Below are 16,294 nucleotides of genomic sequence, written 5' to 3'. Positions count from 1 at the left end.
GGTTTAAAAAATGATTTTAAAAATTAAACTATTTTTCTTCTAAATTTCAGAAGAATAAATAGTTTATCTGTTTTTATCAGAACCAAAATAAGTTCATTATTAATTGTTTATCAAACTTAAAATGGAATATTTACTGAACAAAAAACATGGTTTTCCGAGATTTTTTCAAAAATAATTTGATTAAAAAAATCAAAATTATAATTGATCCTGAAAGTTTTAGGAGATAATTTTGCGCAATTCCTCTTTAGTCTTGCCTAATTTTTTTTGAAGTTTTAAGAACATTTCATCTCTTTTTCCTTCAGCAAACATTAGGTCGTCATCGGTAAGCATTGCAAATTTCTTTTTGAGTTTTGCTTTCTGCTCATTCCAATTGCCTTTTAACTCGGTAGTGTTCATACTATATTGATTTAGCTGTGAAAGAATTTTCTTGCAACAAATATGAGCCATTCATAGAGCTTAACCGTTACACAATTTAAGCTAAGACTTACATCATTCACACATTTGACAGAATAGGATGCCCTACCCGCAATGGCGGAGATTATTAAATAAAACAGATTAACTATTAAATTTTATTAGCAGATTTTTTCCCTGATACTTTGAATCAGAACCTGATTAACTAGCGTTGCCCTTGGCTTGAGATTGATTTTTCATTGCCCTTTAAATAAGATTGATCAAATTTGCTACTGCTTAATGCTGACTTTCTAACGGTGAATCAAACGATCAGGCTACATTTTGCAGCTATTTAATTTTGGTAAGACCTTTGTTTGATAGTTGACTTAAACCAGCAATAAAAATTATTCCTTCACGAATTTCCTAAATCCTATACCGGACTTGCTTTCAATTTCAATGAAATACGAGCCGCTGGGAAGGGAATCGATTGAAAGCCCGCCTGTGTAAGAACTACCCGAAGTGGATTGTTTTCTACTCGTTTACCCCAAAACGTGTCAGGATCACTCCCGTTGTTTATGAAATTACTTTGCTCTATTCTTTCGGCAATTAAATTTCAAATACTGCGCAATTTTAGAAACAAGTCTCACAAAATAAAACGAGCCCTCTATCAAACTGACAGAGGGCCCGCACAACTGAAAACCTACACTAATCCATACCTATAGTTTCTGGATTTGCTCTACATAGTTTGTATTATCATTGTATATGCGGATAAAGTAATTGCCCGGCACAAGGTGTTCCAGCGATATAGTTTCCTGTTGCTCATTGATCTCATAGTTATCTATCACCTGACCAGTAACACTAATAATTTGAGCGTTCAGAGTCTGATCGGTTGTCTCCATACTTTTCACCACCACGTAATCCGTAACAGGATTCGGGAATATTTTTATCTCCATAGTTTCAAGATTTTCAGGAATTCCTACCGAAGTGCTTTTATCAAATACAGCAAATGGACTCAGTGAAGTAATTCCTTCTCTTTGAAGGCTGAACATTCCATTTCCTTCGGCTGTGGCAGATGCTTCTGCTGAAACATCCCAGCTGCTATTGATATAGTGTGAAATATAGGCTTCTGCATTGTTAAAGCCATTCACCTCCATATCAGCAGACCACATTACTTCCATATTCATGTCGAGATTGGCACTGATGTCAGAAGTAACATTCCAGGTAGCATCCACTACACTCTGGAAATTAGCCATATTGGCTCCGCTGCTTCCATTGGCCAAAACTCCGGCATCAACATTTACCATCACATTTCCACTTTGTGATCCACTGTTCAATTCAATGCTTGCTGGTGCAAAATTAATTGCAGTACCTACTGGAAACTCTACTGAAGTACCACTTCCGGCATCCAATTGCATCGCTACCTGTCCGGAACCTGAAGTAACAATATATGCACTGCTTCCGGCTCCACTTATAGAACCATTCGCTCCTATTTGAAGGTCATTGTTCTCAATATCCAGGTTTCCGCTTCCAGAGAATGACAGTTCACCATCAATATTCAAATCAGAACCCAGCATAACTGCTCCGCCAGAAGAAATATTCAAGCTGAAATCATTAACAGTATTGCCATTGGCTGAAAAACTGATGGCTGTGAATGGCGCAGCATCCAAGTCTATGCTGATATTCGAGTTGGCATCAGCATCTATAGCTCCGCTTACAGTAATATTGATATCGCCTGTAAGCGCAAGGTCATTGGCATTTAAATCCAGATCACCACTGACAATATTCAAAGTGCCTGTTACTTCAACATCACTGTCAACTGTTACTGAATTTCCTGAACCTACATCAATAGTAAAGTCACCAATAATACCACTTCCCCCGGCAAATGAAATACCTGAAGAAAGGCCACCGTTTGCATCTACTGTGATGCTTGAGGTAGAATCGGCCACAAATGAACCGGAACCGCTCAGGTCTCCGCTGATCTGTATGCTCGATCCGCTGATATTGAGATTGCTTCCACCTGAAAGATCAAGTGTACCGTTTACACTTACATCGCTTGCAAGGTCAACAGCATTTCCCGTTCCTACATTAATAGTAAGGTCATTCACGGTACTTCCTCCGGCTGAAAAATTCAATGAATCGTAGATTCCCCCGGCTGCATTGATACTCAGATCTGCTGATGCATCTCCGCTCAACATTCCAGAGCCGCTGAGGTCGCCATTGATGGACACTGAAGCACCACTGAAATCGAAGGTAGCTCCACCATCAATTTGCAGGGTTCCGTCTATATTCAGGTCGCTGTCAATCTGAACACTGCTTCCGCTTCCTACGCTTACGGTAAAATCATTGACAGTATTTCCAGAAGCATCAAAACTCAGTGCACCGGATAATCCGGCAGTGGAATTCACTATAATATTTGCAGCTCCTGCTGATGAGATTGAGCCTGAACCACTGGCAGACAGGTCACCGTTTGCATCAAATGTAAGTGTGTTGTTGCCAACAGCTAAGGTTCCGCTGTTCAATGTCAATGTTCCACTGATGGTGATATCTGAATCAACAGATACACTGTTGCCTGAACCTACATCAACTGTAAGATCACCAATAATACCACTTCCCCCGGCAAATGAAATACCCGTAGAAAGTCCACCGCTTGCATCTACTGTGATGCTTGAGGTAGAATCGGCTACAAAAGAACCGGAACCGCTCAGGTCTCCGCTGATCTGTATGCTCGATCCGCTGATATTGAGATTGCTTCCACCTGAAAGATCAAGTGTACCGTTTACACTTACATCGCTTGCAAGGTCAACAGCATTTCCCGTTCCTACATTAATAGTAAGGTCATTCACGGTACTTCCTCCGGCTGAAAAATTCAATGAATCGTAGATTCCCCCGGCTGCATTGATACTCAGATCTGCTGATGCATCTCCGCTCAACATTCCAGAGCCGCTAAGGTCGCCATTGATGGCCACTGAAGCACCACTGAAATCGAAGGTAGCTCCGCCATCTATTTGCAGGGTTCCGTCTATATTCAGGTCGCTGTCAAGCTGAACACTGCTTCCGCTTCCTACGCTTACGCTTACATTATTTACTGTATTGCCTGAAGCATCAAAGCTCAGTGCTCCGGATAATCCGGCAGTGGAGTTTACTGCAATATTCGCAGCTCCTGCTGATGAGATTGAGCCCGAACCACTGGCAGACAGGTCACCGTTTGCATCAAATGTAAGTGTGTTGTTGCCGATGTCCAATGTGCCACTGTTAAGATCCAATGTACCACTGATCATTAAGTCAGAATCAACAGACACACTGTTGCCTGAACCTACATCAATGGTAAGATCACCAACAATACCACTTCCCCCGGCAAATGAAATACCCGTAGAAAGGCCACCGCTTGCATCTACTGTGATGCTTGAGGTAGAATCGGCAACAAACGAACCGGAACCGCTCAGGTCTCCGCTGATCTGTATGCTCGATCCGCTGATATTGAGATTGCTTCCACCTGAAAGATCAAGTGTACCGTTTACACTTACATCGCTTGCAAGGTCAACAGCATTTCCCGTTCCTACATTAATAGTAAGGTCATTCACGGTACTTCCTCCGGCTGAAAAATTCAATGAATCGTAGATTCCCCCGGCTGCATTGATACTCAGATCTGCTGATGCATCTCCGCTCAACATTCCAGAGCCGCTAAGGTCGCCATTGATGGCCACTGAAGCACCACTGAAATCGAAGGTAGCTCCGCCATCTATTTGCAGGGTTCCGTCTATATTCAGGTCGCTGTCAAGCTGAACACTGCTTCCGCTTCCTACGCTTACGCTTACATTATTTACTGTATTGCCTGAAGCATCAAAGCTCAATGCTCCGGATAATCCGGCAGTGGAGTTGATATCAATATTACCGAGTCCACTTGAGGAAATCGAACCTGAGCCACCCGCAGCAAGATCACCGCTGGCACTGAAAGTAAGTGTATTGACAGAAAGTGCCAGGTTACCACTGTTCAACATCAAGTCACCATTTACAGTAAGGTCTGAAGTCAGAGTAACATTATTTCCAGCACCAACATCAACATTAACATCAGTAATACTTGATCCACTGAGCTCTACTCCACTAATGGCAGCACCTCCAGTATAAACCACATTATAATTTCCGGAAAATCCAATACCACCACCGGATATTGAAAGCCCTCCACCTGAATCAACTACAATAGTTGCATTGTTTCCGATTGTAAGACTTCCACCGGTGATAAGACTTAAGGTACTTGCCGGTGCAAGAGTTAATGTTTGACCAACATCAAGATCAGCACCCATTTGTAAACTGGCAGCTGCATTGGCCATAGCATTTGCCGAAAGCGAGCCAGTAAACAAAAATACGGCACCGGCTCCCGTAGCAACAGAATCCACCATAATATTCCCAGTTCCTGAGATGGTTCCTGTTGACGCATAAAAGGAAGCATTAGAGCTGGTATTTAAAGTACCATTTACATCTAATGAGGCAGTAGCGCCATTTAAAGTCAGGTCATTATCCAAATCCACAGTTATGCCAACAGGGATAATAATCTGATCTGTACTGACATTCGCAGGAGGTGCGGAACCTCCCCATGTAGCTGAACTGCTAAAATTTCCAGAAGCTACAGCAGTAAATGTTGCTCCAATTGCACTTGTACTTGTCAGCAAAATTGTTGCGACAAGCAAAGCGACTTTTTTGAGGTTTAATTCTAAGGTTTTCATAATTTCTCCTTTTTTTATTAAAAAATGAATTTTAAACATTAATCATCGCAAAAAATATTTTTATCTATTTTTTACACAAGTGAATTACACTAATTATTAGGTGATTATAAAAGAATAAAAGAAGAAATTACCGAACACATTTTGTGGTTTTCCGAGAAATTTTCACCACAAAAACACAAGTATATCAATATGAAGCTTGATTTTTCAAGCAAAGTGAGCCTTAGTGCACCGACACATTTTGAGCCCTTCCGAAAAATTTAAGTTTTTTAACACTGGAAAAAGCAGCTAAAATCGCTGTGAATACTGAAGCACGACTACCTAAACTGTGATTTAGCCGGAATAACTCATTTGCATTTTTCAATAAAAAACAAAAGGGATGCACAGATGTACATCCCTTATTTAGGGCTTCCTCAAAACGCTATAAAGTATTCATTATCTATTTCTTATACGCCTTAACCCTTCTTTGAAATGCAAATTTTTTTAGAACATCTGCTATTTTTCCCTGTGTTTTATCTCAGCTAAGCCCCAGACACACCATCTACTTCACGGGCTTCAGCTCGAAGTATTCCTATACATCTTCACTTTGCCCGTTTGTATCTGATGTATCTGGGACTTTTTGAGGAAGCCCTATTTAGAAAATCAAACAAAAATCGCTTTACTGTTTAATAAATTTCTTAAACCCATAAGTATCTCCGACCCTGATTTCTATAAAATAGAGTCCATTGGGGAGTGACTCAAGCGAAAGCCTGGTTTTGCCGGAATTGAGTTGAGGAACAGTCAATACATTTTGACCGGATAAATTGAATACATTCAATGATGAAATTTCATCTTCTTCAACTTCAATATTAAGGACATCATTTGCAGGATTGGGGTATATTTTCCAGTCGTTTGAATTAATATGCGCTCCTGTTCCCGCGACTTTTTGATATACCAAAACGGAATCGCTAAAAGCACAAACCGGAATTTGATTTTCAGCACTGTCAATTAAATATACATCAGAAAAGGAAAGGTGCAGGTATTCGGAAATCGTACTGTTTTTCTGAACCAAATTGTCTTCCATTACAAAAAATACGTGCCCAATTGCTTGTCCGCTCAGGGTTTTTCCTTCTTGATTGGTACGGCTTACTGCCGTTTCAATTTCAGCCTGCTGATCAAAATATTTATTGAGGTGAATAATGGTATCATTCGGATTTTTCTTAAAGCCCGTATCATCATAATCTATTTCCACACTACTGGAATCAACCAAATGTCTGTCGTAATGCAAAGTATAAGCAATACCATAGGCTTCATTTGCTGTAATATTATTAGTGCCAAGGCGGATTGCAATCTCAACTGCAGTTCCTACTTCAATACTGTCGTATAAAATCTCAAAATACAGGGGCACATCATTGATATTTGTGCAGGCCGGTGGTCTTGACTTGTTGTGGGTTTGGTTGTAGTTTCTGTCCAAAGGACGAAGGTCAGCTTCATTAACAATACCATCGCCATCACAATCTGCATGTTTGTAATTGACTCCCGTTGTAAAATCCAGGGGATCGGAATTAATATCTAGCCATAAAGTAGAACTTATTTTTGGCGCCCAGTTGGTAGCTGTATCAATTGTACGCGCAGGCCCTGAAAATCCGTAAGCCAGACCGATATAAAGCACATCTTTATTGTCGGCAATAAAATCGCTGTTGGCATCCCCCGGCCACACGCAATCGATACAAAAAACCACATCTTTACATACTGTTTCCACACAAGGTGGAATTGCCAGTAAATTGGTGCGGGTAAGGCATACATTATAAATGCCTTCTGTAGCATAGCTGTATGTAAGACTGTCTATAACTGACAGCAGCGTTCCATCGTCTAAATCCCATTCAAAGCTGTCATTGGGGCCGATATTGCTCGAAAGGTTTTCAAAATGTACACTGTCACCTATAATGACATAATCAAAATCAACATCACACTGCGCCTTTGCATCCAGTGCAAATACAAGGAAAAGAGCATACAAGAGTAATTTTTGAAAAAACACAATATTGTTATTTACCTGATTCATATAATTCCTCTTTTGAATAGCAGCAACACAAAAATGCTGTAATTTGTGCAAATGTAAAGCGACAAAATAGTTTAATTTCCGACATTTTTTATTAGTTTATGTGCTGAAATATTTTTAAAAAATATCCTGAAAACATTATCATACAGCTATTTTAAAGCTTTGCAAAATATTTACTAAAACAAATTTTCCGCCAAAAAACTAAAAACCCGGCATTTATTTGATTGAAGCTTTTGTAATTTCAGTGAATCAAATTAAAACATGGAAAACAGCAAACTGATCCTTTTTTTAAAAAAAATGAGACCAGGTCAACTGAAGAAAATTCAGGCTATGGCCGACTCTCCATATTTCAATACAGATGAAGCTCTTTGCCAATTGGTAAAGGTACTTATGCAGTTTGCCCCTGATTTTGACAGCCCTGAACTCACAAAAGAAAACATTTTTAAACTGGCTTTCCCCAAGCAGAAATATGATGAAAAAAAACTGAGTTATCTACTAAGCGATATCCTGTCTATTGCCGAGCAATATGTTGTACAGGAAAGGTTTAAAGAACAAAGCATCCAACAGCAGTTTTACCTGTTAATGGAATACACTGCACTAGACCTTGAAAAGCATTACCGCAGCACCATGTCCACTGCACGCAAAGATCAAAAGCGAAAATCATTCAGAGATGCAGATTTCTTCTACGATGAATTTTTGCTTGAAGCTGCTGACAATGCCTACTTTGACAAGCAACGTTCCCATAGGTTTGACAAAAGCCTGCAGCTTGCCATCGACAACCTTGACATTTACTTTCTCACGCTCAAACTCAAATACTCCTGCGAAATTCTCAATCGCAGAAATGTAGTTGCTTCTGATTATGAGATTAAATTACTGGACGAAATACTGCGCTATATTGATAAACATGATTTTAATCAGGCTCCTGCCATTCAGGTCTATTACTCTATCCTAATGACGCTGAAAGAACCTGAAAAAACGCTGCATTTTGAGCAATTGAAAAAATTACTGAAAGCACATACCGATAAATTTTCATCCAAGGAAGCACGTGATATGTATGCTTATGCACAAAATTATTGCATCAAACAGGTGAACAACGGCAATATGGATTATCTCAAAGATTTGTTTCAGCTCTATAAAATGACCATTGACAGCAGGATAATTTTCTTTGGAAAACACATATCACCCTGGACCTATAAAAACATTACAAGTGTGGCATTGCGCCTTGAAGAATTTCAATGGGCAGAACAATTTGTAGAAAACTATAAAGAGCATATAGAATCTGATTTCAGAAAAGATGCCTACGCATATAACATGGCGAGTATTTATTTTGATAAAAAAGATTTTGAAAAGGCGCAGGAGCTGCTGCAGGATGTAGAGTTCAGTGACCTGTTCTACAGCCTTGACTCCAAGGCTATGATGCTGCGCATATATTATGAGCTGGAAGTAATGAAACCACTGGCTTCACTGCTGGATTCCTTTCGCGTGTATTTAAAACGCAACAAACAAGTTTCAGATTATCAGCGCACCTTATACCTCAACCTGATCAAGTATGTGCGTGAAGCTTCTAAACTCAGACCTCATGAAAAAGAACTGGCGAAAAAACTGAAAAATAAAATCGAAAAAAACAAGAATGTAGCTTACCTCAAGTGGGTGAAAGATATAGTAGAAAGGAAGGTGAATAGCTAAAGGAATGCATTAATGCCCCTTAAAGCAATTAAGTATAATGCCTGAATGATGTGCAGATTGTGTGCAAGTCTAGTAGAAAAATACACAAGAACCTTTGGCTATTATTGTAACCGTGCAGCTGTAAAATAAAAATGGAATTGAAGCATACAAACAGCGCTATTTAGCAGTAGAGCCTTTTTACAATGGATTTGCTGTGGTTACCACTTTTGATGGGGAAAAATTGATTATTGACGAATTATGAGTTAAAAATACTAATATTTAATTTTTATATTAAGACATTGTTTCCCTTTAAAATAAGGTGTTTTAATTTTAATCTTAATTTCACCTAAGAATTAAAATAAGCGCTTTATTTTAATGGATTTTCAAATCTTTTTCACGAAATAGCAGACTGATTCAATATTGAATAAAGCTGAATATGTAGCATGTAATATGAGTAATGAAAAATTAGACCTCAGATCACCTGACTTGGTGAATGAAAACTTTGAAAAGTTAGCCGCCCTATTCCCTAACTGCGTTACGGAAAGTACCATTGAAAGAAATGGGGTTGCTGAGCGGAGCCGAAGCATAGATTTTGACCTGCTCAAGCAGGAACTCAACCATGCCGTGGTAGAAGGCAATAAAGAACGCTACCGTTTGGAGTGGCCAGGGAAACGAGAAGCCATAGTAACTGCCAACCTACCTACTACCAAAACCCTACGCCCTGTACGGGAAGACTCCGTAGACTTTGACAATACCGAAAATCTTTACATAGAAGGCGACAACTTGGAAGTGCTCAAGCTACTGCAAGAAAGCTACCTGGGCAAGGTGAAGATGATTTACATAGACCCGCCTTACAATACAGGGAATGATTTTGTGTACAAAGACAACTTTAGCAAGGCTGCCCGGGAAGAACTGATTGAAAGCGGACAAAAAGACGAGTACATGCAACGCCTGGTAGCCAACCCCGAAACCGCAGGACGTTACCATTCCAATTGGTTGAGCATGATGTATCCTCGCTTGAAGTTAGCAAGGAATACCTTGACTTCTGATGGCGTGATTTTGATAAGTATTGGGGAAGATGAAATAGGGAATTTGAAATCAATGATGAATGAAGTTTTTGGAGATTTCAACTATGTATCAACTTTACTTTGGGAAAAAGGCAGGAAGAATGATTCAAGGTTCTTTTCACATGGACATGAATACATATTGGTATTTGCTAAAGACAAAGAGTATTTAATTGACCAAAACATTCACTGGAGAGAGGAAAAGCCTGGAGCAAGAGAGATTTACAATTTTTTCTTAAAGTCAAAAAAACAACATGGTGATAATTTTGAAGAAATAGAAAAAGAATTAAAAACGTTCTATAAAAATCTTCCCAAAGACCACCCTTCAAAAAAGCATTCGAGATACTCTCACGTAGATAAACGCGGTGTTTGGCGCGATGATAATATGTCTTTGCCACGAGGAGGTGCTCGATATGATGTTATTCACCCAAAAACTGGAAAGCCATGTGCCATGCCATCTGGAGGTTGGCGGTACGCTTCTGCTGAGGTTATGCAAGAAAAGATTGAACAGGGATATGTAGTTTTTCGGGATGACCATACAGAACCACCTATTCGAAAAACATATCTTGTTAGAAGTCTAAATGAAAATTCCGAAGAGCCTGAGATAGGACTTCAAGTGTTAGGAACATATTTTTATCGAAGTGGACTTCAAGCCACCAATGAGCTAAATAGTATTTTCGGAAAACAACGTGTATTTAATAATCCAAAAGATCACGAGATTTTAGCAAACTTGATAAATTACTGTACAAGTAGAGATCAAGAAGCTATTGTCTTAGATTTTTTTTCAGGTTCTGCGAGTTCAGCACAATCTATTCTTGAGTTAAACTCTACTGATAATGGTCATAGAAAGTTCATACAAGTTCAATTACCTGAAAAAACAGATGAAAAAAGTGAAGCTTATAAAGCTGGATACAAAAACATTTGCGAAATAGGCAAAGAACGCATCCGCAGAGCAGCCAAGAAAATCAAGGAAGAAACCAATGTAGATATAGATTATGGCTTCCGTGTCTATCGCTTGGATGAAAGCAATATGCAAGATGTGTATTACAAGCCACAGGACTATGAGCAAAACAACTTAGACCTCTTTGCAGACAATGTAAAACCCGACCGCACGGCAGATGATCTGTTGGCACAAGTGATGTTGGATTGGGGCTTGCCACTTTCGCTCAAAATCGAGCAAATTGATGTATCGGGAAAGAAGGTGTTTAAAGTAGCAGAGAACTCCCTCTATGCCTGTTTCGATAGCGGTATTGATGAGGCATTTGCCAAAGCCATAGCCAAAGAAGTGCCCTTGCGTATTGTGTTTAAAGACAGTGGCTTTAAGAACGATACTGCCAAGACCAATGTAAAGCAATTGCTGAAGCAATTGAGTCCTGAAACCGAAATGAAAGTGATTTAGTAATGGCCTTACCGGTAAACATAGAGGAGTTGATACATGGCAATACCGTTGAGTGGGAGCGCTTAGAGTTTAAGCAGGGGTGGAACCCCGAGGATGTAATTCATTCCATGTGTGCTTTTGCCAATGATCTACAAAATTGGGGAGGTGGATATATAATCGTTGGTGTTGCTGAAGAAAATGGTCAACCCGTTCTTCCTCCAGTAGGATTACAACGAAATCAATTAGATGCTATTCAAGGAGAAGTCGTTCAACTAGGTCATAGAATTAATCCAACCTACTTTCCAATTACAGCACCCTATGAGCTAGAAGGGCAACTTGTTTTGGTACTTTGGTGTCCTGCCGGTGATAATCGGCCCTATACAGCTCCAACAACTCTTGGGAATGGAGCTCAAAGACGACATTATGTGCGTGTAGGCTCAACAAGCATTATAGCTCAAGGAGAAAACCTTAGAAAACTTCAAGAGTTAGCCGCTCGAATTCCTTTTGATGATAGAATAAATAATCAAGCCTCTCTTGATGACTTAGACTTAGGGCTTATCCGCGAATACCTTCAGGAAATCAAAAGTGGTTTACTTGAAGAAAGTGCTCACATGCCATTTGCTGACTTGTGTAAAACCATGCTCATTGCCAAAGGTCCGAATGAAGATGTGAGACCAGTGAATGTTGGCTTGTTATTTTTCTCTAAAAAACCTGAACGGTTTTTTGATAGGGCATGGATTGAATTGGTACGTCATAAAGATGATTCGGGAAAGAATTTTAAAGAAGTCTATTTCAAAGGCCCCTTACATAAGCAATTGAGGGAGACTCTTTCCTATATCAAGAGCAACATAATTTCCGAACAAGTCAATAAACACGCTAACAAAGCAGAGTCAGAACGTTTTTTCAATTATCCATTCGAAGCAATTGAGGAAGTTTTGTCTAATGCGGTATATCATAAAAGCTATGAGCATGTTGCCCCAATTGAGATCCAAGTGTTTCCCGATAAAATGACCATTTTGAGTCATCCGGGACCGGTTCCTCCTGTAAACGGTGAAGTTCTTTCGACCCAGAAAAGAATTATAGCTCGAGAATATAGGAATCGGAGAATCGGAGATTTTCTGAAAGAATTAAAACTCACTGAAGGAAGAGGGACAGGCTTCCCTTCTATTTATGGTGCTTTGGAAGCCAATGGTTCTTCTGAACCCTCTTTTGAAACAGATGATGCTAGTTATGTACTTGTTACCCTTTCTGCTCATCTGAATGACCAAGCTAGTGACCAAGCTAGTGACCAAGCTAATGTGTTCAAATTTAAAGATTTAGAAGACATAGTTAGTTTTAGTAACGGAGCTACTAACGGAGCTACTAACGGAGCTACTAACGGAGCTAGTGACCAAGCTCGAGCTATAATTAATGAAGAAGTTCATAGTAGAGTACTAGAAGTTCTTGATATTACTAAACGGTGGATTAAAAGAGAAGAGTTATTCGAAAAGATGAACCTAAGTAACCAAACGATTAATAGAAAGAAGTATTTAGATCCGCTGATTGAGATAGGTTGGATAACAATGGAATACCCCGATACTCCAACTCATCCCAAACAACGATATAAAATCACTGACTCAGGAATGAAATTAATAGATCTAATAGAAGAAAAATGAAACTACAGTTTAAAGAACAAGACTTTCAGATAAAGGCGGTTCAGGCTGTAGTAGATTGTTTTGAAGGGCAACCACTAAAAACCAATCACTTCACCTTAGAGCGTAGTAAGGAACTCATTCGCAAAGCTAAGCAAGCAGCTATGGGAATTCAAAGCTTAGACTTTGAAATAGAAAAAGAAATTGGTTATCGAAATTCTGAACTTCCTAAAAATTGGGATGAACAAATGCTCAAAAACATTCAGGAAGTCCAAAAACAGAATGACCTTCATGAAAGCAAGAAAATTGAACGCCCTAATGGTGTGAATTTGGGATACAACCTCACCATTGAAATGGAAACAGGTACTGGTAAAACCTATACCTATATCCGGACCATGTACGAGCTGCATAAAAAATACGGTTGGAGTAAGTTCATTGTCATTGTGCCCAGCATTGCTATTCGTGAAGGGGTGTACAAATCCTTTCAGATTACACAGGACCACTTTCAGGAACTCTATGGGCACAAGATCAATCCTTTCATATATAATTCAGGCCGCCCGCAGGATATTGAGAACTTCGCTTCTGACAGCCGTATCAGTGTCATGATTATCAATACACAGGCATTCAATGCGCGTGGTAAAGATGCAAGACGTATCTATCAGGAATTAGACCAGTTTGGCACACGTAAGCCTATTGAAATTATAGCAGAGACTAACCCAATCTTAATAGTGGATGAGCCACAATCAGTAGAAGGTGAAAAGACCTTAAAGAGTATGCAGGACTTTAATGCACTTTTCACGTTACGTTATTCAGCTACCCACAAAATTGAATACAATAAGATTTATCGCCTCGATGCATTAGATGCCTACAACAAACGCTTGGTGAAGAAAATACAAGTAAAGGGTATTAACCTAAAAGGTTCAACAGGTACAACGGGATATATGTATTTAGAAAATATCATTCTGAGTACCACAAAACCACCTTATGCATTAATAGAACATGAAAAACGAACGGCTTCCGGTTCCATTACCAAAAAGCGGATAAAGGTTGCTGAAGGCTACAACATTTATGAGCATTCAGGAAATATGCCTGCATACAAGAATCAAACAATAACCGAAATTAATGGCTATCTAAATAAGATAGTGGTTGGGGGTCAGGATGTTTTTCCAGGAGATATTCTTAATGATAAAGATGAACATGCTTTCCGCAGGGTGCAGATAAGGGAATGCATCCTTTCTCATTTGCAAAAAGAAAAGCAGCTTTTTGGCCAGGGCATAAAGGTGCTTTCTCTCTTCTTTATTGATACCGTAGAGAAATACCGTGTTTATGATGAATTAGGGGAACAGCAATTGGGCGAATACGCCAAAATATTTGAAGAAGAATATGCTAAAATCCGTGAAGAAGAACGCGACATGACAATGCCTCTATATGACAAATACCTTATGCGTGATACTCCTAAAAAAGTACATGATGGTTATTTTTCAATAGATAAAAAAGGAAAAACTGTAGATCCTACTGTGAAACGTGGCAAGGAAGATTCAGAAGATGTTTCAGCTTATAACCTGATAATGAAGAATAAGGAAAGGTTGCTCAGTTTTGAAGAACCAACCCGCTTTATATTCTCTCATTCAGCATTGAAAGAAGGTTGGGACAACCCGAATGTATTCCAAATCTGCGCCCTCAAACACTCTGAAAGTGGAAGCCTAACCAGGCGCAGACAAGAAGTAGGTCGCGGCATGCGCCTTTGTGTAAATAACCACGGTGTCCGTCAGGATTTTGGATTAGTAGGAGAACGAGTACATGAAATTAATAAACTCACCGTCATTGCTTCCGAGACTTATGAAGCCTTTGCCAAAGGACTACAAAAAGAAATTGCAGATACCCTCAAAGACCGTCCGCAAAAAATTGAGGCTCGAATATTTATCAATAAAGTAGTAACGAACGAAAAGGGGGATGAACACCGAATAGACGAGCTGGAAGCTACTTTGCTGAACAACACTCTTTTATTTGAGAGGGTAGCGGATGCCAATGGCAAGGTAACCGATGAAGGAAAAGAACTTATCGAACAAAACAAAGTGCCTCTACCCGAACAGCTTGAGCCTTATAGAACCTCAATTTGCAAATTGCTGACATCGGTCTATACAGGAAAGGAGTTTAAACCTGAAGATGAACGCCAAACTGTAATTCTCAATACCAACAAGAACTTTTCAAAAAAGGAGTTTCAGGCACTTTGGGAAAAAATAAACCTGAAAACCATTTACGAAGTACAGTTCGATACAGAGCAGCTCATTCAAGATTCAAAAATCAGAATAGATGCGCAGCTCAATATTGGAGATCGTGTATATGAAATAAAGACAGGAGAATTAGAAGACGGTACAGCAGAGCAAATGAAAGAAGGCAGCTTGGTACGTGAGTCCAAACGTCAGTACATGAAACTGAAAAACGACCTCTATTCCAATACAGTGTATGATGTGGTGGGTGAAATTGAAGTGCAAACCAACCTCACAAGAAAAACCATTGTAGAGATACTCAAGAAGATTAAGCAAGAGAAGTTCCTGCTCATTCGTAAGAATCCTGAAGAGTTTATTGGCAAATGCAGCAAGCTGATCAATGAAGTGAAGGCAAGCCTGATAATCAACAATATTGTTTATCACAAAACTGAAGAAAGGCATGATGTCAAAACGGTTTTTACCAATGATAAATTTGCTTTGCGCAAGTCTGAATTTCTCAAAAAGCACATTTACGACTTCCTTACTTCCGACTCTAAAATTGAATCGGACTTTGCTACAGCCTTAGAAAACAGCACCGAAGTAGTGGTCTATGCCAAGCTTCCTAAAAGCTTCTATATTTCCACACCAGTTGCCAATTACAGTCCGGATTGGGCGATAGTCTTTGACAAGGACAAAGTCCGACATATCTACTTCGTTGCAGAAACCAAAGGTTCTGATTCGGATATGGACTTGAGAGAGATCGAGAAGCTAAAAATTGAATGCGCCAAAGTCCATTTTAATGAGATAAGTGGTGCAGAAGTTAAATTTGAGAAAGTAAGCAGCTATGAAAAGCTGATGGATATTGTACAATTGAGTTAATGTATAACAAGGAGTTTATATCACCTATTCCTAAAGTTTGGCATGAAATACACCAGACATTAGATAATTATTGTAAGCAAGAACTTGAATCAAAAGGTGAAAACCGCCAACGCCTTTGATTCTCGCAGGTTGGAACTTTAGCTCTGACTTTGAAAAAGGTGATCGTTGGAAGTCTACCTGTAGATGGGCAGAAGAAAGAAATTGCACTCACTTGATTAAGGAACTGAGTGATGAAGAAAAATATTTTGGCTGATACACTATGAAACTAATCGACAATGTAAATACACGCTTGGGTGATGACCTAAAGGAAACTATCAGAAA

General features: G+C 39.3%; 7 protein-coding genes. 4 read left to right on the top strand and 3 right to left on the bottom strand.

The window, feature by feature from the left end:
• Positions 1 to 216 precede the first annotated feature (216 nt).
• The 3 genes from WD048_11290 to WD048_11280 form a co-directional block, all read right to left on the bottom strand.
• Positions 217 to 396: a CsbD family protein gene (locus WD048_11290; protein MEX0812789.1), complete on the bottom strand. Its 180-nt coding sequence runs from the start codon at positions 394 to 396 to the stop codon at positions 217 to 219.
• Between the two features lie 710 nt (positions 397 to 1,106).
• The gene (locus tag WD048_11285) at positions 1,107 to 5,111 is read right to left on the bottom strand and encodes a T9SS type A sorting domain-containing protein (GenBank protein MEX0812788.1); all 4,005 of its coding nucleotides are present in this window, start codon (positions 5,109 to 5,111) and stop codon (positions 1,107 to 1,109) included.
• A 655-nt stretch (positions 5,112 to 5,766) separates the two neighbouring features.
• A complete protein-coding gene (locus tag WD048_11280; protein MEX0812787.1) occupies positions 5,767 to 7,149 on the bottom strand; it encodes a T9SS type A sorting domain-containing protein in 1,383 nt (460 codons plus the stop codon).
• 258 nt (positions 7,150 to 7,407) lie between these two features.
• On the opposite strand from WD048_11280, the gene WD048_11275 reads away from it, so the two are divergent.
• From WD048_11275 to WD048_11260, 4 genes are all read left to right on the top strand, one after another.
• Positions 7,408 to 8,832 (top strand): hypothetical protein, encoded by a 1,425-nt coding sequence (locus WD048_11275; protein ID MEX0812786.1) that lies wholly within the window; start codon positions 7,408 to 7,410, stop codon positions 8,830 to 8,832.
• A 399-nt stretch (positions 8,833 to 9,231) separates the two neighbouring features.
• Positions 9,232 to 11,274 carry a site-specific DNA-methyltransferase gene (locus WD048_11270; protein ID MEX0812785.1) on the top strand — a complete coding sequence of 681 codons (2,043 nt, stop codon included), beginning with the start codon at positions 9,232 to 9,234 and terminating at the stop codon, positions 11,272 to 11,274.
• A 29-nt stretch (positions 11,275 to 11,303) separates the two neighbouring features.
• A complete protein-coding gene (locus tag WD048_11265; protein MEX0812784.1) occupies positions 11,304 to 12,908 on the top strand; it encodes an RNA-binding domain-containing protein in 1,605 nt (534 codons plus the stop codon).
• The gene (locus tag WD048_11260; GenBank protein ID MEX0812783.1) at positions 12,905 to 15,973 is read left to right on the top strand and encodes a DEAD/DEAH box helicase family protein; all 3,069 of its coding nucleotides are present in this window, start codon (positions 12,905 to 12,907) and stop codon (positions 15,971 to 15,973) included. The genes WD048_11265 and WD048_11260 overlap by 4 nt, the downstream gene beginning before the upstream one ends.
• Positions 15,974 to 16,294 lie beyond the last annotated feature (321 nt).

Source organism: Chitinophagales bacterium, from assembly GCA_040877935.1.
GTDB lineage: Bacteria > Bacteroidota > Bacteroidia > Chitinophagales > CAIOSU01 > JBBDNB01.
The sequence above is the reverse complement of the archived record's forward strand: the minus strand, read 5'-3'. Positions and strand labels throughout refer to the sequence as shown.